Origin of the sequence: uncultured Maricaulis sp. (assembly GCF_947259345.1) — a bacterium.
GTDB lineage: Bacteria > Pseudomonadota > Alphaproteobacteria > Caulobacterales > Maricaulaceae > Maricaulis.
In genome coordinates, this window is record NZ_CAMYLS010000009.1 from 89,032 (window position 1) to 112,382 (window position 23,351).

Annotated in this window: 22 protein-coding genes, 1 tRNA gene and 1 riboswitch; of the genes, 13 read left to right on the plus strand and 10 right to left on the minus strand. The window is 63.5% G+C overall.

The features are described 5' to 3' along the window. Positions 1 to 51: 51 nt before the first annotated feature. The gene (locus Q0X62_RS05530; protein WP_297732553.1) at positions 52 to 618 is read left to right on the plus strand and encodes an alpha/beta hydrolase; all 567 of its coding nucleotides are present in this window, start codon (positions 52 to 54) and stop codon (positions 616 to 618) included. Continuing rightward, on the plus strand, positions 615 to 2,357 hold the full coding sequence (mnmD, locus tag Q0X62_RS05535) for a tRNA (5-methylaminomethyl-2-thiouridine)(34)-methyltransferase MnmD (protein ID WP_297732555.1): 1,743 nt from the start codon (positions 615 to 617) through the stop codon (positions 2,355 to 2,357). Before Q0X62_RS05530 ends, mnmD begins: the two co-directional genes overlap by 4 nt. A 10-nt stretch (positions 2,358 to 2,367) precedes the next feature. Here the strand turns inward: mnmD and Q0X62_RS05540 are convergent, their stop codons facing one another. Beyond that, the gene (locus Q0X62_RS05540) at positions 2,368 to 2,607 is read right to left on the minus strand and encodes a hypothetical protein (RefSeq protein WP_297732557.1); all 240 of its coding nucleotides are present in this window, start codon (positions 2,605 to 2,607) and stop codon (positions 2,368 to 2,370) included. 147 nt (positions 2,608 to 2,754) lie between these two features. Here Q0X62_RS05540 and Q0X62_RS05545 point away from each other — a divergent pair, with 147 nt between their 5' ends. From Q0X62_RS05545 to Q0X62_RS05565, 5 genes are all read left to right on the plus strand, one after another. Beyond that, a complete protein-coding gene (locus Q0X62_RS05545) occupies positions 2,755 to 3,639 on the plus strand; it encodes a WecB/TagA/CpsF family glycosyltransferase (RefSeq protein ID WP_297732559.1) in 885 nt (294 codons plus the stop codon). 33 nt (positions 3,640 to 3,672) lie between these two features. Then, a riboswitch (cobalamin riboswitch) is annotated at positions 3,673 to 3,868 on the plus strand. A gap of 111 nt (positions 3,869 to 3,979) precedes the next feature. Then, positions 3,980 to 5,878 carry a TonB-dependent siderophore receptor gene (locus Q0X62_RS05550; RefSeq protein ID WP_297732561.1) on the plus strand — a complete coding sequence of 633 codons (1,899 nt, stop codon included), beginning with the start codon at positions 3,980 to 3,982 and terminating at the stop codon, positions 5,876 to 5,878. Further along, positions 5,814 to 6,683 carry an ABC transporter substrate-binding protein gene (locus Q0X62_RS05555; protein WP_297732563.1) on the plus strand — a complete coding sequence of 290 codons (870 nt, stop codon included), beginning with the start codon at positions 5,814 to 5,816 and terminating at the stop codon, positions 6,681 to 6,683. Before Q0X62_RS05550 ends, Q0X62_RS05555 begins: the two co-directional genes overlap by 65 nt. After that, the gene (locus Q0X62_RS05560) at positions 6,680 to 7,660 is read left to right on the plus strand and encodes an iron ABC transporter permease (protein ID WP_297732565.1); all 981 of its coding nucleotides are present in this window, start codon (positions 6,680 to 6,682) and stop codon (positions 7,658 to 7,660) included. Before Q0X62_RS05555 ends, Q0X62_RS05560 begins: the two co-directional genes overlap by 4 nt. Continuing rightward, a complete protein-coding gene (locus Q0X62_RS05565) occupies positions 7,657 to 8,427 on the plus strand; it encodes an ABC transporter ATP-binding protein (protein ID WP_297732567.1) in 771 nt (256 codons plus the stop codon). The genes Q0X62_RS05560 and Q0X62_RS05565 overlap by 4 nt, the downstream gene beginning before the upstream one ends. Here Q0X62_RS05565 and Q0X62_RS05570 read toward each other — a convergent pair. The 3 genes from Q0X62_RS05570 to Q0X62_RS05580 form a co-directional block, all read right to left on the minus strand. Further along, positions 8,420 to 9,508 (minus strand): Mrp/NBP35 family ATP-binding protein, encoded by a 1,089-nt coding sequence (locus Q0X62_RS05570; RefSeq protein ID WP_297732569.1) that lies wholly within the window; start codon positions 9,506 to 9,508, stop codon positions 8,420 to 8,422. The two genes, Q0X62_RS05565 and Q0X62_RS05570, sit on opposite strands and share 8 nt — an antisense overlap. Before the next feature lie 82 nt (positions 9,509 to 9,590). Further along, the gene (locus Q0X62_RS05575) at positions 9,591 to 10,400 is read right to left on the minus strand and encodes a Stf0 family sulfotransferase (RefSeq protein WP_297732571.1); all 810 of its coding nucleotides are present in this window, start codon (positions 10,398 to 10,400) and stop codon (positions 9,591 to 9,593) included. Positions 10,401 to 10,519: 119 nt separating this feature from the next. Further along, a tRNA-Val gene (locus Q0X62_RS05580) sits at positions 10,520 to 10,594 on the minus strand. Between the two features lie 323 nt (positions 10,595 to 10,917). On the opposite strand from Q0X62_RS05580, the gene Q0X62_RS05585 reads away from it, so the two are divergent. Beyond that, positions 10,918 to 13,965: a TonB-dependent receptor gene (locus tag Q0X62_RS05585; protein WP_297732573.1), complete on the plus strand. Its 3,048-nt coding sequence runs from the start codon at positions 10,918 to 10,920 to the stop codon at positions 13,963 to 13,965. A 138-nt stretch (positions 13,966 to 14,103) separates the two neighbouring features. Here Q0X62_RS05585 and cpdR read toward each other — a convergent pair whose 3' ends face one another. Further along, complete coding sequence (gene cpdR, locus Q0X62_RS05590; RefSeq protein WP_075188630.1) at positions 14,104 to 14,469, minus strand: cell cycle two-component system response regulator CpdR; 366 nt, start codon at positions 14,467 to 14,469, stop codon at positions 14,104 to 14,106. 77 nt (positions 14,470 to 14,546) lie between these two features. Here cpdR and Q0X62_RS05595 point away from each other — a divergent pair, with 77 nt between their 5' ends. The 3 genes from Q0X62_RS05595 to hisN all read left to right on the plus strand — a co-directional run bounded on the left by Q0X62_RS05595 (position 14,547) and on the right by hisN (position 16,852). Next, a complete protein-coding gene (locus Q0X62_RS05595; RefSeq protein ID WP_297732575.1) occupies positions 14,547 to 15,482 on the plus strand; it encodes an N-formylglutamate amidohydrolase in 936 nt (311 codons plus the stop codon). 121 nt (positions 15,483 to 15,603) lie between these two features. Beyond that, entirely contained in the window at positions 15,604 to 15,990 is a 387-nt protein-coding gene (locus tag Q0X62_RS05600) for a helix-turn-helix domain-containing protein (protein WP_297732577.1), read from the plus strand. Positions 15,991 to 16,054: 64 nt separating this feature from the next. Next, positions 16,055 to 16,852 (plus strand): histidinol-phosphatase, encoded by a 798-nt coding sequence (gene hisN, locus Q0X62_RS05605; protein ID WP_297732579.1) that lies wholly within the window; start codon positions 16,055 to 16,057, stop codon positions 16,850 to 16,852. Here the strand turns inward: hisN and Q0X62_RS05610 are convergent. Beyond that, on the minus strand, positions 16,849 to 17,517 hold the full coding sequence (locus Q0X62_RS05610) for a hypothetical protein (RefSeq protein ID WP_297732582.1): 669 nt from the start codon (positions 17,515 to 17,517) through the stop codon (positions 16,849 to 16,851). The two genes, hisN and Q0X62_RS05610, sit on opposite strands and share 4 nt — an antisense overlap. Further along, positions 17,517 to 18,461 carry a methyltransferase domain-containing protein gene (locus Q0X62_RS05615; protein ID WP_297732584.1) on the minus strand — a complete coding sequence of 315 codons (945 nt, stop codon included), beginning with the start codon at positions 18,459 to 18,461 and terminating at the stop codon, positions 17,517 to 17,519. Before Q0X62_RS05615 ends, Q0X62_RS05610 begins: the two co-directional genes overlap by 1 nt. A 223-nt stretch (positions 18,462 to 18,684) precedes the next feature. Here Q0X62_RS05615 and Q0X62_RS05620 point away from each other — a divergent pair, with 223 nt between their 5' ends. Further along, a complete protein-coding gene (locus Q0X62_RS05620; RefSeq protein ID WP_297732586.1) occupies positions 18,685 to 19,161 on the plus strand; it encodes an Hsp20 family protein in 477 nt (158 codons plus the stop codon). Positions 19,162 to 19,260: 99 nt separating this feature from the next. On the opposite strand, the gene Q0X62_RS05625 is transcribed toward Q0X62_RS05620, so the two are convergent. The 3 genes from Q0X62_RS05625 to gpmA form a co-directional block, all read right to left on the minus strand. Then, a complete protein-coding gene (locus tag Q0X62_RS05625) occupies positions 19,261 to 20,562 on the minus strand; it encodes a pentapeptide repeat-containing protein (RefSeq protein ID WP_297732588.1) in 1,302 nt (433 codons plus the stop codon). 70 nt (positions 20,563 to 20,632) lie between these two features. Next, on the minus strand, positions 20,633 to 21,256 hold the full coding sequence (gene ribD / locus Q0X62_RS05630; RefSeq protein WP_297732590.1) for a bifunctional diaminohydroxyphosphoribosylaminopyrimidine deaminase/5-amino-6-(5-phosphoribosylamino)uracil reductase RibD: 624 nt from the start codon (positions 21,254 to 21,256) through the stop codon (positions 20,633 to 20,635). After that, entirely contained in the window at positions 21,253 to 21,984 is a 732-nt protein-coding gene (gene gpmA, locus Q0X62_RS05635) for a 2,3-diphosphoglycerate-dependent phosphoglycerate mutase (protein ID WP_297732592.1), read from the minus strand. Before gpmA ends, ribD begins: the two co-directional genes overlap by 4 nt. Positions 21,985 to 22,352: 368 nt before the next feature. Between gpmA and Q0X62_RS05640 the strand changes: the two genes are divergently transcribed. Beyond that, the gene (locus tag Q0X62_RS05640) at positions 22,353 to 23,321 is read left to right on the plus strand and encodes a KpsF/GutQ family sugar-phosphate isomerase (protein ID WP_297732594.1); all 969 of its coding nucleotides are present in this window, start codon (positions 22,353 to 22,355) and stop codon (positions 23,319 to 23,321) included. Positions 23,322 to 23,351: the final 30 nt, after the last annotated feature.

Genomic DNA, 23,351 nt, shown 5'->3' on the forward strand with positions numbered 1-23,351 from the left:
CCTCAACCCGCCGGGGCTGGCAGCGCCGCGATTTGGGTTTAGAAGGGCGGCATGAAAATCAAGGACAGCGAAATCCTCATCGTGCCCGGCCTGGGCAATGCCTCGCCCTTCCATTGGCAGAGCCGCTGGCAGGACAAGATGTCCACCGCGCGCCGGGTCGAGCAGGCTGACTGGCACCAGCCGCGGCGCGGCGCCTGGACGGCGCGTCTGGTTGAAGAGGTCGAAAAGGCGAAAAAGCCGGTCATCCTGGTGGCGCACTCTGTCGGTGTGCTCACGGTGGCTCATGCCGCGCCGGATCTGGGCGACAAGGTCGCAGGGGCCTTCCTGGTCGGCGCTTCCGACTGGGAGCGTCCCGAGCTCAAGGACAAGTATGGCGATCACGGTTTCGACCCGGTCCCGCGCGAGCCCCTAGGCTTTCCCGGCCTGATGCTTGCCAGCTCCAATGACCCGACCTGCAAGCTGATCAAGGCCGAGGCCTGGGCGCGTGATTGGGGAATCCGCTTTGGCAATGCCGGCGAGGCCGGGCATTTCGAGCCGGAAAGCGGGCATGGCCCCTGGCCGGAAGGTCTGATGGCCTTCGCCAAATTCACCCAGTCGCTCGGCACGCAGCCGGAATGACCACCGACGGGCTGTATTGCGAGCCCGCCACGCTCGACTGGTCGCAGGCCAGTGGACCGCGGGCCAGCGATTATGGCGATGTCTATTTCTCCGCCGAGGACGGCCTTGCCGAGACGCAGGCGGTCTTCCTGAAAGCCTGTCAGCTGCCGGAGGCCTGGACGGGCCGTCGCCAATATGTGGTCGGCGAATTGGGCTTTGGCACCGGGCTCAATGCGCTGGGGCTGTGGCAGCTCTGGCGCGATGAAGGGCCCGTTGATGGCTGGCTCGATTTCATCTCGGTCGAGAAACATCCGCTTGATCGCGACGCGGCGGCGCGGGCGCTCACGGCCTGGCCGCATCTCTCCGATCTGGCTGCGCGCCTGCTCGCGCAATGGCCGAGCCGTCTGAAAGGCCCTCAGCGTCTGGTCTTTCCCGACGACCGCTTCGCCATCACGATTTTCCAGGACGAGGTCGAGGCCGCGCTGGCCCAGATGCGCGGCCCTGTGGATGCCTGGTTCCTCGACGGGTTTGCGCCGGACCGCAATGCGGCCATGTGGTCGCAGGGTGTTTTCAATCGCATTGGCGAGTTGTCCGCACCGGGTGCGCGGGTCGGGACCTTTACCGTCGCCGGTTTCGTCCGTCGTGGTCTCGCCGAAGCCGGGTTCGATGTGGTCAAGCAGCGGGGCTTCGGGCGCAAGCGTGAGCGCCTGGAGGCGGTCTGGCCGGGCGGGCTCGGCGTCCGCTCGGGCTCAGTCGGCGCGGGTCCGGTCGCGGTCATCGGGGCCGGCATTGCCGGGGCGTCACTGGTTCAGGCCCTGCGCGCACGCGGCATCGAGACCCGTCTGATCGATGCGGGCGGACCCGGTGCGGGCGCCTCCGGCGCGCCGGCCGGCCTGCTGACACCACGTCTGGAAAAGGCTGACCGCCCGCATGTCCGTGCAACGTTGGCGGCTTTTGATTTTGCGCGCCGTCTCTATGACGGGCGCGACGGCTTTCATGCCGAAGCGGTAATACGTTTGCCCAAGGATGAGCGCGAGGCGGATCGCTTTGCCGTGCTGGCCGACTGGATGCCGGATCATCTCGTCTGGACTGGCACGCAGCTGGAAATGGTCTGCGCGGGACGGTTCGAGCCGCGGCGCCTTATCAGCACGCTGCTTGGCGAGAAGGCTTGCCTGTCTGCGCGGGTCGCACGGATCGACCCGACGTCCGACGGGCTGAGTGTGGTGGACGATCAGGGCCATCGCCTGGACGAGGTCGCGCATGTGATCCTGGCGGTTGGAGCGGGTCTGTCGGCCTTTCATGACGATATCGAGTTGAGCGCCGGACAATTGGCGGTGTTTGACGGTGAAGCCCCGGACCGGTCGGTCAGTTGGGGGCATTATGCCTGCCGCGCGGGATCCGGAGTATTGGTCGGAGCGACCCATGTCCGAGGCGAGCATGTTTTGCCAGACGACGAGGCCGAGGCCGGTTTCCGCGCCGCAATGGCCGAGAGCCTCCCGGGCGTTGCGCTGGGCCCGGTCAAGGAACGCTGGGGCGCGGTTCGCGCGGCGACACCGGACCGCCTGCCAATTCTGGGGCAGGTCAGGCCGGGCGTGTCTGTGCTGGGTGGCTTGGGATCGCGCGGCTTCGCCCATGCGCCCTTGCTGGCGGACGCGCTGGTCAGTGAATTGACGGGCGGTGGTGCCGTTCTGGAACAGGCCGGACTGGAGACGTTGGCACCGTCACGCTTCGCCGAGCGACGGGCCCGAAAGGGCCGGTAGCGCCCGCTGACTAGATGGCGACCCGATAGCTGGGTGTTTCGACCGCGCCGATCCGCAAGGCGGCGAGCGGACAGCCGGAATTCAGGCATTCCACATTGAGATCGACATCAAGGCCGCGCTGGCGGGAGACTTCCAGTTCGACCGGGCCGACCGAAATGGCGACGGCGGCGCCGGCCGCGTAGGGAATGGCCACGGGCAGGCCCAGGCTGCCTGATACCAGACACCCGATCAGCGCTGTCTTCGTCAACATCTGTCTCTCCCGGAATGTGTGCCTCGGTCCTGTGATGCCGCCGCGGCGCCTTTTGGATGCACGACGTGTCAGAAATTCGGCGCGGGTTTTGCACGGGACGCGGGCAAGCGCGCGATCTGACGCGTATCGAGACAAGAGTGGTGCAACATGGTCATGGCTACGGGTGAGAGTTTCGTCGACCGGCGTTCCGGTTCGCGACATGTCTGGTTCCTGAACTCGGCCTTCGACAAGATCGGCATGGATGTCGCCCTGCGCCGGATCACCGAGCGCGAGCCGACCCAGCCCTTCGCCTTTGTCGTGACCCCCAATGTCGACCATCTGGTGCGCCTTGAAACCGATACCGTTCTCGCAACGCTCTACGCCCAGGCCTGGCTCACCGTCTGTGACAGCCGGGTCCTCGAGCTGATCGGCCGGATTTCCGGCGAGACGATTGATGTCACGCCCGGATCGGATTTGACCGAACGCCTGTTTGACACCGTCATTGATCCCGACGCGCCGCTGACCATCATTGGCGGCGATCAGGCGGTGATCGACGCGGTCACCAATCGCTATGGCCTGACGGATGTCCGTTGGCATGAACCACCCATGGGGCTGCGCAACGACCGTGAGGCGGTCGAGGAATGCGCGAAATTCGTCGCCGAGAATCCCTCACGTTTCACGTTCTTCTGTGTCGGCTCGCCGCAACAGGAAATGATCGCCGAGGCCTGTCTGGACCGGGGCGACTGCACCGGTGTGGGTCTGTGTGTCGGCGCCTCACTCGACTTTCTCGCCGGCGCGGCTCAACGGGCTCCGGTCTGGATGCAGAAGGCACGCCTGGAATGGCTGCACCGCCTCTGCCAGGAGCCCGCTCGCATGTGGCGTCGCTATCTGGTCGAAGGTCCTAAAGTCCTGCTCCTGTGGCGTCGCTGGCGCAAGACGCGCCGCTCCATGCGCAAACTGGAAATGGCGCTGGGCGCGCCCGATCGGGTCAAGGAACGCAATCTGCACCTGCGCATCCGAAACCTGGAGCGCGAACTCGCCGCGCGCGACTGATCCGGGTTGATTGCCTTTTGCAGCGGTGCGGCATAGCGTCCGCGCCGTGATGGTTCCCTCACGGGAGTAATAGGGAAGCTGGTCAGGCCCTCGGGCCAAGTCCAGCGCTGTTCCCGCAGCCGTAGGCGGTGAGCGGTGAGGCACAAAGCCACTGGGGGCGACCCTGGGAAGGCGCTTCATTCGCACTGACCCGCAAGCCGGAAGACCTGCCGTCACTGTCGTCTGTCCGCTCGTGCGGGAGCTCACGAGACCGGCGCGGTATTTTCCGTTTCTGACGACTCCTCTGCAACCCGCTCGCGGCCGAACGGCCCCGGGCCTGACTGCTATGGAGACGTGGCACATGCGTATGAAAACCTGGCACCAGCTCTGTCTGGCCGCCTCTTGTCTAAGCCTTCCCGTATCGGCTTTCGCTCAGGCGAGCGACGAAACCGAGATCATTTATGTCACTGCGGCGCGGGTCGCGCTGCCGGCCGATCAAGCGACTTCCAGCATCACGCTTCTGGATGCCGATCTGCTTGAGGCGCGCGGGGCCAGCTTCGCCGCGGACGCCCTGCGGGCCGTGCCCGGCCTGGCCGTGTCGCGGTCCGGCGCGCCCGGCTCCCTGACCCAGATTCGTGCCCGCGGCGCCGAGGCCAATCATGTCCTGGTGCTGATCGACGGTGTCGAGGCCTCCAATCCCTTCACCGGCGAAGCCGATTTCTCGCACTATGCCTTTGACGATTTGGCATCGATCGAGGTCGCGCGGGGCGAGCAGTCTGCCCTTTGGGGAGCGGATGCCATCGGCGGGGTCATCCGCCTCAACTCACGGCGTCCTCAGACCCGGTTCGAAGCGGGCGGTCGCATCGAGGGGGGAAGTTTCGATACCCGGCGGCTGAGCCTCCAGGCCGGCGCCGAGTTTGGCCATCACTGGCTTTCCGGCAGCGTCAGCGACTACCAAAGCGACGGCATCGATGTGTCGGGCCTGGGCGGCGAGCGCGACGGCTATGCCAACACCGTCCTCGCTGTTTCCGGCGGTTATCAGCTTGGCGAGGCCTGGCGGCTCGAAGGAACGGCGCGGCGAATTGCCAGCGAGAGCGATTATGACAGCGATACCGATTTCGATGGACGTCTGGACAATGTCGACCTGCGCACCGATGGCGAGACCGTGCTGGCGCGGCTGGCCCTGCTGGGAGATCAGCAATGGGGCGATGTGCGGCTCAGCCATGAAGCGGCGCTGCAATTGACCGACGACACGTCGCGCTCCTTGTCGGCCGGGACGCAATCATCGCGCGCCCTCGGTCAGCGATTGCAGGCGCACTACGAAATGACAGGGCATTGGGAGACCGGGCCCTATCAGCACCGCCTGACCGGTCTGGTCGAGCATGATCGTGACCGCCTGAAATCCTTCTCAGGTGTGGGCGCGGGTTCGAACCAGACACGGCGACTTGAGGCCGACGCGCTGGGTTTCGACTATGGCCTGTCGCGCGGCGTATTCGATTTCACCGCGTCAGCGCGGCATGATGCCCACTCCCTGTTCGCGGACTCGACGACCTGGCGCATCGGCGCCGGTTGGGACTTCGATACGCTGGGCGGTCGCTTGCGCGCGAATTTCGGAGAAGCGGTCAAGAATCCGGGCGTCTATGAGTTGTTCGGCTTCTTTCCGGGATCGTTCAACGGCAATCCCAATCTCGTGCCGGAGGAGTCGAAAGGCTGGGAAATTGCCTGGGACCAGAGCCTGCTGGGTGACGCAGCCAGCCTGTCACTGGTCTATTTCAACTCCGAGCTGGAAAATGAAATCTACACTGATTTCGGGTCTTTCCCGGCGACGGCCCTCAATGCCGGCACACGGTCGGATCGTCAGGGTGTGGAAATGTCCATTGCCTGGGATATCGACGCGAGCTGGTCGGTCTTTGCGTCGGCCACCCTGCTGGAAAGCGAAGAGAACGGGGTCGCGGAAATCCGCCGTCCGGAACGCCTGGCGTCACTGACCTTGTCCTGGGCGCCGACCGACGGGCCGCTGTCCGCATCGGTGACCCTCGATCATACCGGCGACCAGACCGATACGGATTTCGGCATCTTCCAGCCCGTGGTTCTGGACGCCTATACGCTGGTCGGCGGTCAGGTCGGCTGGGAAGTCAGAGAGGGTGTCGAAATCTATGCGCGCGGGGATAACCTGCTTGATGAGGAGTATCAGGATGTCTTCGGCTATCACACGCCGGGTCGTGGCCTGTTTCTCGGCCTGCGCCTCACTCATCGCTAGCCCGGCTTTGGCGCGGGAAGAGGCGGTACCGCACAGTGGTATCGCCTCGACCTCGCTGTGCGCGGACACTTATGTGCTGGCCCTGGCTCCGGAGGACGCGATCGCGGCCCTGTCCTGGCAGGTTGATCAGCCGGTCTCCGCGGCACCGCCCTGGTCGCGCGCGCTGCCCAAGGCGTGGCCCGATGCCGCGCGCCTGCTGGAATTGTCGCCCGCGCTGACCGTGTTCGGAACCGGTGAGGGCGGGCGGACGGCCCGTTTGCTCGAACGCGCCGGTCACTCGGTCTTGGAGCTCGCTTGGGCTGATGATTTCGAGGCGGTACGCGATAACCTGCACGCGCTTGGCCTGGCCACGGGACGGGCCAGAGACGCTGCTGCGGTGGTCGCCGGGATCGACCAACGCCTGGAACGTCTCAACGAGCGGGCGGCTGCGCGGTTGCGCGCGCCCCGCATCCTCTATCTGAGCGCATCGGGTGGTTCGGCCGGCGCCGGCACCTATGTCGATGCGGCCATTGCCGCCGCTGGCGGTGTCAATGTCATGGCTGAGCGCGGGGCGATCGGCTGGACCCGCTCGGATCCGGAACTGGCGCTGGGCCTGGAGGCCGATATCGTTCTGACCAGCTTCTTTGCCGATGGCTATGCAAGCACCTTCAATCGGGCGCGCCGTCACGCCGCCTATCGGCGTCTTCTCGAACATCCGGCCCGGGCCGAGATACCGGCCGGCGTCTGGCCTTGCGCCGGGCCTCGTTTGATCGACGCGGCTGAGTTGATTGCTGACGCCATTGACGCCTGGGAGCGTGACCGATGACCCCGCTGAGACTCACCGTCCTGCTCGCGGCCCTCCTGGCTCTGGTCGCCGTGATCGCCCTTTTCGCTGGCAGCGGCGGGGCCGGACCCGCGGCGCTCTTCAGCGCCGATGAGGAGCTGGGTGGCCTGGTCCTGCGCGAGCTTCGCCTGCCGCGCGTCCTGCTGGGCATCCTTGTCGGGGCCGGTCTGGGTGCATCCGGTGCGGCGCTGCAGGGGTTTTTCCGCAATCCCCTGGCTGATCCCGGTGTGGTCGGTGTGTCGGCGAGCGCAGGCCTTGGCGCCGTCATCTGTCTCTATTTCGGGCTCTCCTCCCTGTTCGCGCTGGCTCTGCCCCTGGCCGGTGTCGCCGGCTCAGCGCTGGGCGTGATCGCCCTGTTTGCGATTGCCGGTCGCGGTGCGAGTGCGACCACCCTCATACTCGCCGGCGTGGCGGTAAACGCGACGGCTGGCGCCTGCACGGCGTTGCTGATGAATCTGGCGCCGAACCCGTGGGCGTTGGCCGAAATCGCCTATTGGCTGATGGGCTCGCTGAGCGATGCCAGCTGGACCGAGGTGGGCTTCGCGACGCCGGTCATCCTCGCGGGGCTTGTTGTGCTGATGCCGCTGGCGCGCGGACTGGATGCGCTGGGCCTCGGCGAAGACACCGCGCGCTCGCTGGGGATCGGGCTCGGGCGGCTGCGCCTGGCTGTCGTACTCGGAACCGCCCTGGCGGTCGGCGGCGGTGTCGCGGTTGCCGGGGCGATCGGCTTTGTCGGCCTGGTCGTGCCGCATATATTGCGACCGCTGGTGGCCTGGCGCGCCGGGGCCCTGATCCTGCCGTCAGCCCTCGGCGGCGCGGTGCTGATCGTCCTCGCCGACCTGGCGACGCGCCTGCTGTCCGGGCCCGGCATCCCGCTTTATCTCGGCGTCCTGACGGCCCTGATCGGTGCCCCATTCTTTCTCTGGCTGGTCCGGCACACACAAAGGCGTGCACCATGACCCGACTCCTTCTTGATGCGGTTCACTATCAACCCGGGCCGCGGCCATTCTTCGCGGACATCTCCTTGTCCTTCGACCGGAGCGGGCTGGTGGCGCTTGTCGGTCCAAACGGTGCCGGCAAGTCCAGCCTGTTGCGTTTGCTGGCGGGCCTGGCCGAGCCGGCGCGCGGTCGGGTGATCCATGACGGTCGGCCGCTCTCCGGCCTGGCCGACCGTGACCGGGCCCGGGCCATCGCCTATCTGCCGCCCGACGGTCGCACCGCCTGGCCGATCGAGGTGCGCCGTCTGGTCGCCCTGGGCCGCATCCCGCATCTCAAACCCTTGCGAAGCCTGACCCTGGCCGACGCCGACGCCGTTGATGCAGCGCTGGAGAAGACCGCGACCACGCATCTGGCCGGCCGACACTTCGACACCCTGTCATCCGGTGAGCAGGCCCGGGTCCTGCTGGCCCGGACCTTGAGCGTGGGCGCCGACACTATCCTGCTCGATGAGCCGACAGCGGCGCTTGATGTCCGCCATCAGCTCGGTGTGCTTGAAATTCTTGCCGAGGAGGCGGCGCGCGGCGCGCTGGTCATTGTGGCCTTGCATGCGTTGGAGCTGGCCGCACGCCGGGCTGATCGAGTCATCGTGCTCGCGGACGGACAGATCCGGGCTGACGGCGCGCCGGCTCGGGCCTTACGTCCGGACATACTCGCGGACATCTTCGGGGTCCAGGCTCCGGACGGGCTCGTTTCCGGCGGCCTGAGACTGGCCGTGCCGACTAGCTGAGAATGATTTCCGGCGCGGGCTTGTTGGCCTGTTCGGCGGCCTCGAGCGCGGCCAGGGCCGCCTTGCGGAAGGCCTTGCCGACGGGACCGTCATCGAGGGCGGCCGGTTCGCCGGCATCCGAGCGGGCGCGCAATTCCGGGTGTAGTGGAATATCGCCGAGATAGGCCAGGCCCATGCGTTCCGCTTCGGCCCGGGCACCGCCTTCACCGAAGATATGACTGCTTTCACCGCAATGCGGGCAGAGGAAGACGCTCATATTCTCGATCATGCCGAGCAGGGGAACATGGGTCTGCTCGAACAGGCTCATCGCCTTGCGGGCATCGTCCAGCGCCAGGTCCTGCGGGGTGGAGACGATGACCGCACCGTCGACCGGCATGTCCTGGGCGATGGCGAGCTGGGCGTCGCCCGTGCCCGGCGGCATGTCGATGATCAGCACATCGGGCTGACCCCAGTCGGTGTCCATCATGAATTGCCGGATCGCGCCCTGGACCATGGGGCCGCGCCAGACCACCGCGGCGCCGGGTTTGACCACAAAGCCCATGGAGACCAGCTTCACGCCGTGTGCCTCGACCGGTTGCACGCCGGCATCGGTCTTGCGCAGGCCTTCGACATCGGTCAGCCCGAACAGGCGCGGCGCTGACGGACCGTAAATATCGGCATCGAGCAGGCCGACTTTCAGGCCTTCACGCGCCAGGGCGACGGCGAGATTGGCGGCAATCGTCGACTTGCCGACACCGCCCTTGCCCGAGGCAACCGCGATGATGCGTTTGGCCGGTTTTTCGCGCGGCGCGGCGGTGTGTTTTCGGGGCGTCGGGCGAGCCGCCGGCTTGGCGGACTGGCCATCACGGTGGGCGGTCATGACCACCCGGGCTCGTTCGATGCCGTCCAGCGCCGTAATGGCCGCTTCGATCTGCGGCTGAAGACGGTCGAGGTCGGGTGCGCCGGCGACCGGTCGCTTGACGATAATCGTGGCCGTGTCACCGGCAATGCCGGCCGCCTCGATGCGATCTGAATCGATCAGGTCACGCCCGGATTGCTGTTCGGTGATCGTCTTGAGCGCGTCGCGCAGCCGGTCTTCCATAACACTCTCCCTTGTCGCCTGCGAGAGATAGCGATGACGGGGCTTGAGCGGTAGGGCGCACGCGCAGTTTGCAACCGCCAGGTCAGCTCATCGAGACCGGCGTGTGGACGAAGGGACGATGTATTGCGAGGCCGGCGAGGAAGTCGGCGTCTTCTTCGCGATAACGCGCTTCCCACTCGTCGGTGCGCGAGGTTCCGACCCGTTCTATCGGGCTGTCTTTCACGGGCGGTGTGGCATCCAGGCCGAGGACATTCGAGAACAGGCGGATCACCCGTTCCGGCCGGGCCGTAATATCCTCATAATACAAGCGGACCGGTTCAATGCCGATCCGGCCGAACTCGCGCTCCCATTTCATTTCCTCGTCCTGCAGGAATTTGACCCAGCTGCGAAGCGCCGGCGGGTCATACATGACCGCATCGCGGACCTTGCGTGCATCATCATTCATCTGGAAGGAGTGCAGGACGCCGGACTGATGGGCGACATGCATGGAGATCGCCTGGCGGACAATATTGCGGCGGCGCAGGTAGAAATAGGTCCAGGCCGGGTCGAGAATATCCTGTCGTCCCGTTGCCTCCCGGCCCCAGGTGAGGTGGGCCAGAGCCAGCTCGATCCCGCTGACCCCGGTCGCGGAGGCATGGCGTGCCAGCATGCGCCGGATCAGCGTGTCCCAGTCATCCGCGCCGGTTTCACGGGCCTGATCCTCGACGATCGGGAAGCCCAGCCACTCATTCGGATTGCCGAAAGCGCCGGTCTCCTTGATCAGATGGGTCAGGAAGGTCGACCCGGAACGCGGCACAAGGCAGATGGCATAGCGTCGTGTCAGGCGGATGGAGTCGAGCGAGAGCGGGTCGCTGTCAGACGCCATTCCCTCGGACCGCAGGTGCCTGAACATGCCTGACATCGTGTCGTAGGGCAGGCCGGCTGTTGCGGGAATGCGCGGGTTTCTGGCCGAACTGTTGATACCGGGAGATGCGGGAGGTTTTGCGGAGGTCATACCGGCCTGAGACTTGATGGTGGGCGATACTGGGATTGAACCAGTGACCCCTTCGATGTCAACGAAGTGCTCTCCCGCTGAGCTAATCGCCCATCCGTCTCAAGAGAGCCGGGGTTCTAACCCCACCTTTCGCAGAGCGCAAGCCGTCTCTCGCACCCGAGTTGCAGACCGGCCGGAATTCCTCTCCAGCCCTGTTCGCGAACGCGGGAAGGTGGTGCATGGCCGAAGTGTTTCCCTAGCCTGAACGGCCTATGACTTTTTTGCAACAATTGGGACGGAAATGCGGCGACGCCGCGACTCCTGCTTTCATCACACTGTCCCCTCCGACATAGTCCGGCGAGGTAGGGTTTAACCCAACCATCCCGAGTTCTGCACCAAAGCGGATCCGGGAGACACGTAACAAAGGGGTACAATCGTGAGCAATATTTGGGATCGGGAGCGTCTTCTGCGCTCCACCATCCTCGCTGGCTTTGCTGCCGCCGGTCTGACCATTTCGCCGGCTTACGCTCAAGACCAGGACGAGGACGAAGACGAGCAGGCTGAAGAATCCAGTGATGATACCATCGTCATCACCGGTTCTCGTATCCGCCGCGATGCGTTCAGCTCGCCGGCTCCGCTCCAGGTCATCGACAATGAAGAAATCCGCGACGCCGGTCTGATCGACGCCGCGCAAATCCTTCAGACGTCGTCCGTGGCCCAGGGCGTCCAGCTCGACAACGCCATCGCCGGTGCTTTCGTCACCGACGCCGGCCCGGGTTCGAACACCATTACGCTGCGTGGTCTCAATCCTGACCAGACGCTGCTTCTCATCAACGGCCGTCGTGTCGCTCCGTCGGGCGTTGAAGGCGCTCCGTCGCTGCCGAACCTCGACATTATCCCGACCGATGCCATCGCGCGCGTCGACATCCTTCTGGATGGTGCGTCTTCGGTTTACGGTTCTGACGCCGTTGCCGGCGTGGTCAACGTCATCCTGAACGATTCGTTCGATGGCTTCCGCGTTGGTGCCGTGACGTCCACGCCGGAACAGTCCGGTGGTGGTTCGCACCGCTGGAACATGACGATGGGCGATTCTTCCGAGAACGGCCGCTTCATGTTCTCCATGGAATACTTCCACCAGCAGCGTCTGCAGGTTCAGGATCGTGATTACAATTACGATCCGACCGATGGCCTGTACTGCTCGCGCGACATCGAGATCGCGGCTGACGGCTCGCTGCTGTCCGAGTGCGAAGGCTCCATCATCAACCGTATCCGTACCTTCAACTACTATGTTGATGGTTCTCCGAACCTGGCGTCCTACTTCGCCAACCCGGGTCTGTTCAGCACCGACGTGTACTCCACGCCGGGCACCTCGAATTTCGTGAACCCGATCATCGGTTGGTCAACCGGCAACTCGACGGATGAGCAGAACCGTTCGTCCTACCTCGACCAAGCCACGGACGTTATTCCGGACAGCCAGCGTTACTCCTTCCTGTTTACGGGCGATTACACGATCGACCGCATCCTGGGTCAGGAAAACGTGACGGTCTTCACCGAGCTGCTTCACACCAACTCGCAGACGACCTACCGCTCCGGTTACCACGGTCAGATCTTCCCGACCGTTGGCGCCAGCAACCCGTTCAACCCGTTTGGCTTCGATGTTGTTCCGATCTTCGCTTCGCCGATCGAGCGTTCCAACATCGACGTGGAAACCCAGTACACCCGCTTCATGACGGGCGTTCAGGGCGACTGGAGCTTTGCTCCGTCCTGGTCGTACGAGATGTTCGCCGGTTACACCCGTTCAATGGGTTACTCGCGTCGTCCGCAGGTTGACGAAGACCGTCTGACGGCCACGATCGCCACCACCCGCGTTGAAGGCGGTGAGATCGTTTGTGGTTACGACAACTCGAGCGTCACCCTGTTCGGCTTCCTGAACCCGGGCAATTGTGTGCCGGTCAACCTCTTCCACCAGAACCTGTACCCGCAGGACGGTGTTTCGGCTCCGCACTTCGGTTCCCAGGAAGAGTATGACTTCCTGCGTATCGACCGTACGGCCACGACCACCGTTGATCAGCTGATCATGGGCGGTTTCACCACTGGTCCGGTTTTCGAACTGCCGGCTGGTGAAGTGAACGCCGTGGTCGGTATCGAATGGCGTCGTGACTCGCTCGACTCCGGTACGGACACCGTGACCTCGCAGGGCCGTGCGGCTGGCTACTTCGCCGACCGTCGCTCTGTTGGTGAAGCGTCCCTGACCGAGTATTACGGCGAGCTTTCGGTTCCGCTCGTTTCCGGTGCAGCCTTCGCTGAAGACATCTCCATTGATCTCGCCGGTCGTTTGACCGACCACGAGTTCTACGGTCAGAACTCCACCTACTCGGTACGTGGTGCCTGGGTCGTCAATGATACGCTGACCTTCAATGGTACTCTGGGTACGTCCTTCCGGGCTCCGAACCTTCGCGAGCTCTTCCTGGGCGGCCAGACCGGCTTTGCCTCGGGCTTCTCCGATCCGTGTGTGGTTCCGACGGCTGCCAACAATAGCGGCGTCTACGACCCGGCCAATGATGGTCGTGATCCGGTTGTGCTTGCGAACTGTGTGGCTGAAGGCGTCGATCCGACGGCTCTGGGCCTGAATGGCGTGTCCTCGATCGAGGCCTTCCGTGCAGGTAACCCGGGTCTCGAGCCGGAAACGTCCGACGCTTTCTCGGTCGGTTTCGTTTTCGACCAGCCGTTCACTGATGCATTCGATGCTTCGCTGCGTGTCAGCTACTGGGGTATCGAAGTCCAGGACTCCATCGCGATCCCGGGCACGGCCTTCTCGCTGTCTCAGTGCTACAACTCGACCAACTTCCCGAACGACCCGTTCTGTGCACGCCGTACGCGTGACGCGAACACCGGTCAGCTGCTGCTCGTTGACAACACACCGTTCAACGTTGCGACGCAGGAAGCGACGGGTTGGGACTTCAACGGTCGTTTCAACATGGACATCGATCTGTTCGGTGGCTTCAACTACGACATGAACGGTACGTTCACGAAGTCCGAAGAGATCCTGAGCCAGACCACGGCTGCTTCTGACACCAACAACTTCGTTGGTGACTGGGGTAACCCGGAATGGCGCGGTACCGTGAACAACCGCTTTGACTTCGGTGACTGGAACATCAACTGGCGCGTCCGCTATGTGGGCGAACAGGCTTCCATCTCCAACGTCGTCGGCGTCAATTACGGTGAGCGTCTTGAGGCAGCATCCGAGCTCGGCGGCGACGCTGTCGACAGCTGGGATGCCGTCTACTACCACGACCTTTCCACCAACTGGGAAATGGACACGTGGGGCGTTACCGTCGGCGTCAACAACCTGTTTGACGAAGACCCGGCTGTGGTTGACCAGAACGCCTCTGGTGCCACCCAGGGTTCGGGCAGTGAAGTGCTCGGTTCTGGCTACGACCTCCTGGGCCGTCGCCTCTACGTCAACGTTCGCAAGGCCTGGTAGTCTCCAGACCTTCGACGACAAGGATCGGGGCCGCCTTCGGGCGGCCCCTTTTCTTTGCGCAAACCTCAATGCCCGAACAAAAAAATGCGCCGCCCGATCGGGCGGCGCTTTGCGTGATAAGGGTCTGTTTTGGCCGGATCAGGCAGCCATAACCCGGGCCACTTCATCGACCAGCTCGCGCAGGTGGAAGGGCTTGGATAGAACCTTGGCATTGGTCGGCGCGCCGGAGCCCGGATTGAGGGCCACCGCGGCGAAGCCGGTAATGAACATGATCTTGAGCGCGGGGTCGATCTCCGCGGCCCGACGGGCCAGCTCGATACCGTCCACGCCCGGCATGACGATATCGGTCAGCAGAAGATCGAACTGCGCCGGCTGCTCGCCGATCGCATCCAGGCCTTCCTCGCCGTCCGAGCACACCAATACCTCGTGTCCGGCGCGCTTCAGCGCCTTGGCGAGGAAGTCGCGCATCGAGTCATCATCTTCCGCGAGAAGAATCTTTGCCATTTTGGTTCCCACCCTTGCGAAATCTCAACGTGAGCGCACCGTAAACCCATCTGGTAAAAGCGAGCTGAACGCCGCGCATGCTTGACCAGCGAGATGCAGCTGACCACTGTTTGTCAATGGCAAACCCTATTCCAACCATTTTCACCACGGAGGCAGGCCAGCAGCCGGATCAGGACCAGCGCGTGGTCCGCATCGGGCGCCCGATGCATGATCAGACGCGTCCGCTCATTTTCGCCTCCCCCCATTCCGGGCGCGAGTATGATGCTGTATTGAGTCGCTCTACAAGACTATCCGTCGATATGCTTCGGCGATCCGAAGATGCTTATGTGGATCAGCTCATTGATTTCGCGCCAGAATATGGCGTCACGACGATATGCGCGAAATTTCCCCGCGTGTTTGTGGATGTCAATCGATCGAGCGGTGAACTGGATCCCGGCATGTTCGCCGACCGTGTGCCCGAACCGGATATCGCGCCGTCGCGACGCGCCGCGTCGGGACTGGGCGTGATCCCGCGGATCGGCGCCGAGGGGCGCTCATTATACCGGCGCCGACTCCGATTCGCCGAGGCGCAGGACCGGTTGGCGCGATTTTACTTCCCCTATCACCAGGCGCTGCAAGCCGAGATCGACGCCTTGCACGCCCGCTTCGGGTGTGTGGCCCTGATCGACATGCATTCCATGCCCGCTCTGAGCGGCCGCGGCGCCGATATCGTCCTTGGCGATCGCTTCGGTACTTCCTGCAGCGAGGCTTTGACGAACAGTATTGAGGCGATCTTCCGCGATCAGGGTTTCGTCACAGTTCGGAACATTCCCTATGCCGGCGGCTACACGACGGAGCATTATGGCCGGCCTTCGGATGGGGTGAATGTGATCCAGATCGAGATCAACCGCGGTCTCTATATGGACGAGAACCGGGTCATTCTGCGCCCCGATCACGCAGACTTTATTGCCAAAATTCGTCAATTTGTCAGTGGGTTAACTGAGACCGACTGGTCGGCTCGCCTCAAGCCATAATCATGCCCATTTCAGGCGAAGACTGGCGTTGGCCTTCGCCCGGCACGCGCTTTGCTCCCCTGTGAGGTGTGCGTCCCATACCGGCGCATTTTGAGACGCGAAGATTAGGCGGCGAGTAGTTATGACGAATGATATCGATCTTCATGTGGGTAAACGGTTGCGCCGCCGGCGCCGCCTTCTGGGCCTGACCCAGCAGCAAGTGGCCGAGTCGGTCGGTATCCGTTTCCAGCAGATCCAGAAATATGAATGCGGCGCCAATCGGGTCAGCGCCAGCCGGCTCTTCGAGCTGGCTGAATCCCTCGATGTACCAGTGCAGTACTTCTATGAAGGTCTGTCCAGGCGCGACGAGACGGACGGCGATGAGACCCTGGCTGCAGATGTGCTCTCCCAGAAGGAGACGATGGACCTGATCCGAGCCTACTACCGGCTTGGCGAACGTCCGCGCAAGCGTCTGCTGGAACTGGCCAAATCGCTTGAACCGGAAGAAGCGGCGAACGACGCGGCCTGATCTTTTGCAGGATTGGTATCAAGGCGTCTGGCACCGGCCTGCAGGTCGTGCTAGGCGCCCTGCCATGTCTGATCATGATTTCCAGTCCGATCTCCGGATCGCGCACGCGATGGCGGATGCAGCGCGCGCGGCCATCAAGCCCTATTTCCGGACACATCTGGATATCGACAACAAGCTGAGCGAGGGGTTCGACCCGGTCACGGAAGCCGATCGTGCGTCCGAGAAGGCAATGCGGGATGTTCTGGCGCGCCTCGCGCCGCAGGATGGCATCCTTGGTGAGGAGTTTGGCACAAGTCGTGGGAGCGGCGACCGCCGCTGGGTGCTGGATCCGATCGATGGCACGCGCGCCTTCATCGCCGGGCTTCCCACATGGACGGTATTGATCGGGCTCGAAGTGGCGGGGCAGCCGCAGCTCGGCGTCATTGACCAGCCCCATATCGGCGAGCGATTTTCCGGCTGGCCGGGGGGTGCGCAATGTAATCATGGCGGCAATGTCAGGCCGCTGGCAGTCTCGACCTGCCGATCGCTGGACCAGGCCATTCTCGCCAGTACGGACCCCTATCTCTTTGTAGGTTCGGAGCGTGAGGCGTTCGAGGCCGTTCACGGTGCGGCGCGCCTCTGCCGGTTTGGATTCGACGCCTATGCCTACGCCATGCTGGCGTCCGGCGGGATCGACCTGGTCGTAGAGAGCGGGCTGCAAATCTATGACGTCCAGGCGCTCATCCCGGTTGTTACCGGTGCGGGGGGCGTTGTGACCGATTGGCGGGGCGGCGATCCTTCGCGCGGCGGCCAGGTCGTAGCTGCGGCCAACAGGAATCTGCTGGATCAGGCGCTTGATCGCCTTGCGCCCGCAGCGCTCTAGCTATCAAGCAGGACCCGAGCGGGCATCTCACCGAGTTCGATCCGCGCGAGGTTGCGCATGGCCCGGTCTCGAGGGCGGATGACGACCCGGTTCTCCTGAGCCGTGAGCGGACGTGTTGATCCGTCCGCCATGATGGCCGTCGCGCTCGGGGCGGGACCGTCGAAGACAAAGATCAGGGTCCGGAAATTCGGGGCGAAAAGAGCGGCAACGCCTGCGGCCTCGCGCATGGCGTGATTGGCTTGTCCCAGCGCCAGATTCAGATCTGCCGCGGCATAGTTGGGGCCGTCGGGTAGAGTGGCCTCGAACTGCATGTTCAAGGACATGCCGCCGCCTTCCTGGTTGATGAAAACGGATGGGGCATCCGCCAGCGTTTCCGCGTCTGGCCGGTGGGTGATCCGCCCGCGCTCATCGATCTCGAATGACACGCGGGCCCCATCCTTTTCGTACCACATCTCGATTTCCGACGGCGGGATGCCGGCCTCGGAGGCGACAGTGTAGGTCAGGCGGAAATGCGTTCGCCGCTCAGCTTCGATCTCGAGATAAGTCTCCTGGTGCGGAAAAAAGCGTGGCAGTGGCCCGGCTTCCCGTTCGACCGATTGCGCGAGGGCAATCGACGACAGGAAGCCGGTCAGCACACTTGCGATGATAAGGGCGCTGATGCGCATTACTCGCCCGCATCCGTCGAAACGGGTTTGCGGAAGAGCAGTGTCATGCGGTCGCTCTCGCCAATGGCGTCATAAGGCGCGCGATCCCAATCAGCGGCCATTTCGCTGTCTTCAGATGGATTGCGGCGAACCGGAGGAAGGGTCCAGACGCCCAGCGGGTGGTCAGCTGTGTCGGCCGGGTTGGCATTGATTTCGGACGCACCCACAAACTCGAAACCCGCTTCCTCGGCGAGCGCGATAACATAAGCCTGCTGAACGTAGCCGCTCGAAGCGCCCGGGTCCTGCTCTCGGGTGGAGGGCAAGCGGTGTTCAACCACACCCAGGACACCCCCCGGGCGCAAGACCGTGTGGAAGTCTGCCAGGGCGCGTTCGGTGAAGCCACGGGCCATCCAGTTGTGGATGTTGCGGAAGGTCAGGACTGTATCGACCGAGCCCGCCTCGAGGGCCAGCGGGGTTTCCATATTGAAGTCGACCGTCATCACCTCGCCATAGAGCGCCGTGTCGGCGACCATTGCGTCGAAGGATGCGCGGGAACGCTGACGATACCCGCTGGAGGATTCCGGGCTGAAATGTGCGGCGATGTACTGGCCGCCATTGGCGTTGATCCAGGGGGCCAGGATGTCGGTATACCAGCCGCCACCTGGCCAGATTTCGACCACCGTGCCGCTCGGGTCGACATTGAAGAATTCCAGTGTCTCGCGAGGATTGCGCCAGGTATCACGCTGACTGTCTTCAGCCCGCCAATCGCCCTCAAGGACGACTGATATCTCGGAGAAGTCGGGAGCCGCGGCTTCCTGGATGACGGGTTCCGCAGCTTCCGACACGGCTTCGGTTTCTGTCGTGGCTTCAGCGTCGGGGCGGTCAGCGGGTTCATCGGAGCCGCCGCTGCAGGCAGCAAGAATGGCCGTACCGGCAAGAAGCGCGAGCAAGTGAGCGTGACGCATGTTGGAAAACTCCTGTGTGTGAGGGGCAATTGGTAGCCAAGGGCGCGCCCTTTCGCAAATCCTGAATGCGGGGGGTTGCGGGGGGCGAAATCGCTACCCAAATAGACGGCACGGGTCGCCAAAAGGGGCCCGCCAGACCAGCCAGGATTCGATTTGATCTGGCTTTTCTTCAACCGCCCGGTCCGCCGGGCCTGTTTATCGCTCTGAAGGAGGATGGACTGATATGCGTACTGTTGATTTCACCCCGCTCTACCGCTCGATCGTCGGCTTTGACCGACTCGCCGACATGATGGACTCGGCCACCAAGATCGAGTCCCAAGGCTACCCACCCTACAACATTCAACACGTCGCCGATGATGAGTATCTGATCGAGCTGGCCGTGGCCGGGTTCGGTGAAGAGGATCTCGTTGTCGAGGTGCAGGAAACTGTGCTGACCGTTTCCGGCAAGAATGGCGAGAAGCCGGACAGCGATGATCGCCGCTTCTTGCATCGCGGGATCGCCGAGCGATCCTTTGAGCGCCGTTTCCATCTGGCCGACCATGTCGAAGTGGCCGACGCCGGCTTGAAGAACGGGCTCCTGCAGATTCGTCTGGTTCGGGAAGTGCCGGAAGCGGCCAAACCAAAACGGATCGAAATCAAGTCCGGTGCGGGTTCAACCCGTGCCAAGCTGATCGAAGGTGGCAAGACCAAGGCCGCCTGACCCGTCGCTGACGGACACTGATATTCCCTCCGATTGACCCTGAAGGCGGTGAGCGCATGCTTGCCGCCTTCTATTTGTGACTTGAGGGTATTGTTCTTGTCAGGCGGCGTTGAAATCAACCGCCCCGTCGATCGACTCGGCCGCTTCGACGAAGTCCTCGTCAAGCCGTGCGCCTGTAAAACAGGAGCCATTGAAGATGGCCTTTTTCACGTTGGCACCGTTCAACATGGCATAGGAAAAATCTGCGCCGGTCGCCTTGGCCTGGCGCATATCGGTGCCACGCAAATCTGTGTAACGCGCCCGCACGCCTGCGAGCGAGGCTGGCAGAAGCCGATTGCCCTCAAGGAGGAGTGGGCCGAGTTGACAGTCACGCAGGTCTGCATTGGACAGATTGGCACCTGTCAGGTCGGCGCCGCGCAGATCTGCTCCGCGCAGGCTGACCATCCTCAGGTCGGCTTTCTCCAGGCGTGCGCCCTGTAATTGCGCGCCTTCCAGATCAAGTCCGTAGAGTGTCGCGCCGCGAGCATGGAAGGCCGTCAGCGTCCTGCCCGCGAGTGAATTCAGGCCGCGCAAATCGGTACCGTCGAACAGGGAGGGCTTACCCTCCTTTCCGTTGGTATCGCACCACCGAACATGTTCTGCGATCTGTTCGGCAACCGGGTGTTCCAGTTCCGACGCATCAATGCCGACGGGTGCACTCGTCAGCGCGCCTTCGGTATTCATGCCCTGCTTCTTGGCCATGACAGTCTTGGTGCCGATCAATACAGCGTGCGTGAAATCTGTGTCTGTCAGGTCGGCCCCGGAAAGGTCGGCGCCTTCCAGATTTGCGCCCTGGAAAGACGAGCCTCGAAGATTGGCGCGGATCATCCGCGTGCCTAGCAGCATGGCGTCGGTGAAGTCGGCCTTTTGAGCCGCGATACCGGCCATTTTGGAGCCCGACAGATTCGCCCCGGTGAAATTGGCAGTGCCGGCATCGTTCTCCTGGGACTTGTGGGTCAGGATGGCCAGGCCCTTTTCCTTGTCCATCTGAGCGATTGCGCCTTCACGCAGATCAGCCTCGGTCAGGTCTGCGCCGGTCAGGTTGGCGCCACGCATGATCGCACCGCGCAGATCGGCGCGACGCAGGGAGGCGCCTTCCAGATTGGCGCGTCGCATGTCGGCCGCGAAGAAGATCGCACTGTTCAGGGTACAGCCGGAAAGGATAGTGCCGCGGAGGACAGCGCCGCTGAAATCGGCGTCCGACAGATCGCGATTGGCCAGCACCAGATCCTCGAGGATCGTGTAAGCGAAGTTGGCCCGCGCGCCGCCGGACCGGCCCGACCACAGGCGCTCGTGCCGCGCGCAGATCGCGTCGACTTCGTCCTGGGTCAGTGTCTTGTACTCAATCTTTCGGCCGGTCATCGGCGCGGTCCTGTCGGTGTCATTTCCAGTCGGACATCCTATGGGAAGACGGTTAACATCCAGTGTGCTGTCAAGCGGGTCCGGGCGGCCGCCAGTCGCGTTCGGCAAGGGGGTGGTCGGGGGCGATCCGGATGCGGTTCAACCCGGCGCGGCCATGGGCCCGGACCTCCTTTTCCGCCGCTTCGGGGGTGAGCGCCTCAAGCACGGCGTCATACCCCTGCACCCGGTCATCGACCCGGACCTGCGGAAGGCCTGTTTCAAGCCGTTGGAAGAAGCCGACATACAGCGCGCGGGCATCGGCTTCGCGAAGTCCGACTTCAGTCGCGATTGCGGCGGCTTTGAGCATTGCCACACCCTTGCCCGAGACTTCTGGAAAATCGTCCCCGCAGGCGATGACAACACGCGTTATGCCAGCATCGATCAGACCCTGAGCGCAGGGCGGCGTTTGTCCGTGATGGGCACAGGGCTCCAGCGTTACATAGGCGGTAGCGCCGCGTGCTGCATCACCCGCCTTGTCCAGCGCAACGCGCTCGGCGTGCGGGCGTCCACCATTTCGGGTCGATCCGGTGGCGAGGATGCGACCCGCCTTGACCAGGACACAGCCCACGGCGGGATTAGGCGCGGTGCGGCCCTGCTGAGCCTGCGCCAGGGCCAGTGCCAAATCCATATAGCGCCGGTCGTCGACCGGGCTCATGCGTCCGGGATGGGTGGCAGGGCTTTGGCGCGATCCGGATCGAGGTAGCGAGCCGCGATGATGGTCAGGTTATCATCCTCGAGGTCAATCAGGAGCGGGTTGCCCGTCGGAACCTCGATTTCCATAATGTCCGGATCGGACACCTTGAACAGGAGTTTGACGAGGGCTCGCAGGCTGTTGCCATGCGCGGCCACCACCAGGGACTCGCCCTGTTGCAGGCGCGGCAGGATGTCGGAAGTCCAGTAGGGCTCGACCCGATCCAGCGTTGACTTCAGGGATTCCGAGGCCGGCAGAAGATCCTGTGGGACATTCGCATAGCGATTGTCGTTGAGTGGGTGATAGGCGTGGTCCTTGGCCAGCGGCGGTGGCGGCGTGTCGAAGGACCGGCGCCATATCTTGACCTGCTCGTCACCATGCTTGGCCCGGGTTTCATCCTTGTCGAGCCCCGCGAGCGCGCCGTAATGGCGCTCATTGAGTCGCCAGGACTTTTCTACCGGGATCCACAGGCGATCAAGCCCTTCAAGCGTGAAGTTGAGGGTTTTGATGGCGCGCTTGAGCACGGAGACAAAAGCGTGCTCGGGCTTGAAGCCGGACTCGGCCAGCAGGTCGCCGGCGCGCTTCGCTTGCGCGACCCCCTCATCGGTCAGGTCGACATCCACCCAGCCGGTGAAACGGTTCTGCAAATTCCATTCGCTCTGGCCGTGCCGGATGAGGGCGAGTTGCGGCATGAGTCGCCTCCTAGTTTGACCCCGTTCGCGCAGCGATAGCCCGGTAGCGTTCGTGGGGCAAGGCGCTCGCCAGCGAGGCCACAGGTTCAAGATTTTGCTTAGGCTTCGCGATCAGGTTGTGTTATAAAACGAGTAAAGCTTCCGGGGCGAGCCTGGTTCTCTCAAGAACCCACACCCAAGGCATCACTTATCCGCCCCGATGAGCGGCGACCCGATGTGAGGCTCTTCACCGTCCCCCAAGGGCCAGCTCGCATCCTGCCGCACTAGCCGCGCACGTCTCTTCCCCGGACGTGCGCGGTTCTGGTATGGGGTCTCGTGATCCGGCGTCGCCTTACTTTGAGCGAGCGGCTCGACCGAGAGGAGACGGCATGTCCAACAATGATCCCGTGCAATCCGCCCGCCGTGTCATTGCAACCGAACGAGACGGCATGGTCGCGCTCGAGCAATCCATCGGGTCAGATTTCGCGGAGACGATCGAGCGCCTCAGCCGGCTCGAAGGACGTCTCATCTGCGCCGGGGTCGGCAAGTCCGGTCATGTTGCGCGCAAGATCGCGGCCACGCTCGCCTCCACCGGAACGCCGGCCTATTATGTTCATCCGACCGAAGCCAGCCACGGCGATCTTGGCATGATCGCAACCAGCGATGCGGTTCTAGCCCTGTCCAAGTCGGGCGAGACGAAGGAGTTGGGCGATTTGATCGCCTATTGCCGCCGCTTCGGCGTGCCTCTGATCGCGATGACCGCTCAGCCGGACAGCACGCTGGGCCGCGCCGGTGATTATCGGCTCTTCATTCCGGCCGCCCCGGAAGCTTGCGGCGAAACCCGGGCTCCGACGACGTCCACCACGCTAATGATGGCGCTTGGGGATGCCCTGGCAGTTGCCCTGCTGGAGGCGCGCGGCTTTACCGCTTCCGATTTCAAGACCTTCCATCCGGGTGGAGCGCTCGGCGCTGCGCTCGCCAGCGTGGGCGACATCATGCATGACGGTGAGGCGGTGCCATTGATTGGCGCCAAGGCCCGAATGAGTGAAGTCCTGATCGAGATGACGACCAAGAGTTTTGGCTGCGCAGGGATTATTGACGAGAATGGCAAGCTCGCCGGAATAATCACCGATGGTGATTTGCGTCGGCATATGGGTGCCGACCTGGTGCACCAGCAGGCGGGTGATGTGATGACCGCGAATCCGCGTACAGGCGAAGCTGGCATGCTGGCCGCGGACGCGCTGCGCCTGATGACGGCGGGAGAGCCGAAGATCATCCAGCTCTTCATTGTTGACGGCAACCGGCGGCCGATCGGGATCCTGCATTTGCACGACTTGCTAAGAGTCGGGCTCAAATAGCGCTCAATTCCTGTACACAAACCCGCGTCG

What these genes read in the sequence shown, in the direction of transcription:
- Q0X62_RS05640 (WP_297732594.1), top strand. Translation starts at nt 22,353, where the DNA reads ATGTCCAACAATGATCCCGTGCAATCCGCCCGCCGTGTCATTGCAACC.
- ribD (WP_297732590.1), bottom strand. Translation starts at nt 21,256, where the DNA reads ATGAGCCCGGTCGACGACCGGCGCTATATGGATTTGGCACTGGCCCTG.
- Q0X62_RS05610 (WP_297732582.1), bottom strand. Translation starts at nt 17,517, where the DNA reads ATGCGCATCAGCGCCCTTATCATCGCAAGTGTGCTGACCGGCTTCCTG.
- Q0X62_RS05575 (WP_297732571.1), bottom strand. Translation starts at nt 10,400, where the DNA reads ATGTTCAGGCACCTGCGGTCCGAGGGAATGGCGTCTGACAGCGACCCG.
- Q0X62_RS05600 (WP_297732577.1), top strand. Translation starts at nt 15,604, where the DNA reads ATGACGAATGATATCGATCTTCATGTGGGTAAACGGTTGCGCCGCCGG.
- Q0X62_RS05615 (WP_297732584.1), bottom strand. Translation starts at nt 18,461, where the DNA reads ATGCGTCACGCTCACTTGCTCGCGCTTCTTGCCGGTACGGCCATTCTT.
- Q0X62_RS05530 (WP_297732553.1), top strand. Translation starts at nt 52, where the DNA reads ATGAAAATCAAGGACAGCGAAATCCTCATCGTGCCCGGCCTGGGCAAT.
- Q0X62_RS05625 (WP_297732588.1), bottom strand. Translation starts at nt 20,562, where the DNA reads ATGACCGGCCGAAAGATTGAGTACAAGACACTGACCCAGGACGAAGTC.
- Q0X62_RS05555 (WP_297732563.1), top strand. Translation starts at nt 5,814, where the DNA reads ATGTCTTCGGCTATCACACGCCGGGTCGTGGCCTGTTTCTCGGCCTGC.
- Q0X62_RS05595 (WP_297732575.1), top strand. Translation starts at nt 14,547, where the DNA reads ATGCTTGACCAGCGAGATGCAGCTGACCACTGTTTGTCAATGGCAAAC.
- Q0X62_RS05570 (WP_297732569.1), bottom strand. Translation starts at nt 9,508, where the DNA reads ATGGAAGACCGGCTGCGCGACGCGCTCAAGACGATCACCGAACAGCAA.
- mnmD (WP_297732555.1), top strand. Translation starts at nt 615, where the DNA reads ATGACCACCGACGGGCTGTATTGCGAGCCCGCCACGCTCGACTGGTCG.
- Q0X62_RS05550 (WP_297732561.1), top strand. Translation starts at nt 3,980, where the DNA reads ATGCGTATGAAAACCTGGCACCAGCTCTGTCTGGCCGCCTCTTGTCTA.
- Q0X62_RS05560 (WP_297732565.1), top strand. Translation starts at nt 6,680, where the DNA reads ATGACCCCGCTGAGACTCACCGTCCTGCTCGCGGCCCTCCTGGCTCTG.
- Q0X62_RS05540 (WP_297732557.1), bottom strand. Translation starts at nt 2,607, where the DNA reads ATGTTGACGAAGACAGCGCTGATCGGGTGTCTGGTATCAGGCAGCCTG.
- Q0X62_RS05565 (WP_297732567.1), top strand. Translation starts at nt 7,657, where the DNA reads ATGACCCGACTCCTTCTTGATGCGGTTCACTATCAACCCGGGCCGCGG.
- cpdR (WP_075188630.1), bottom strand. Translation starts at nt 14,469, where the DNA reads ATGGCAAAGATTCTTCTCGCGGAAGATGATGACTCGATGCGCGACTTC.
- Q0X62_RS05545 (WP_297732559.1), top strand. Translation starts at nt 2,755, where the DNA reads ATGGTCATGGCTACGGGTGAGAGTTTCGTCGACCGGCGTTCCGGTTCG.
- gpmA (WP_297732592.1), bottom strand. Translation starts at nt 21,984, where the DNA reads ATGCCGCAACTCGCCCTCATCCGGCACGGCCAGAGCGAATGGAATTTG.
- hisN (WP_297732579.1), top strand. Translation starts at nt 16,055, where the DNA reads ATGTCTGATCATGATTTCCAGTCCGATCTCCGGATCGCGCACGCGATG.
- Q0X62_RS05620 (WP_297732586.1), top strand. Translation starts at nt 18,685, where the DNA reads ATGCGTACTGTTGATTTCACCCCGCTCTACCGCTCGATCGTCGGCTTT.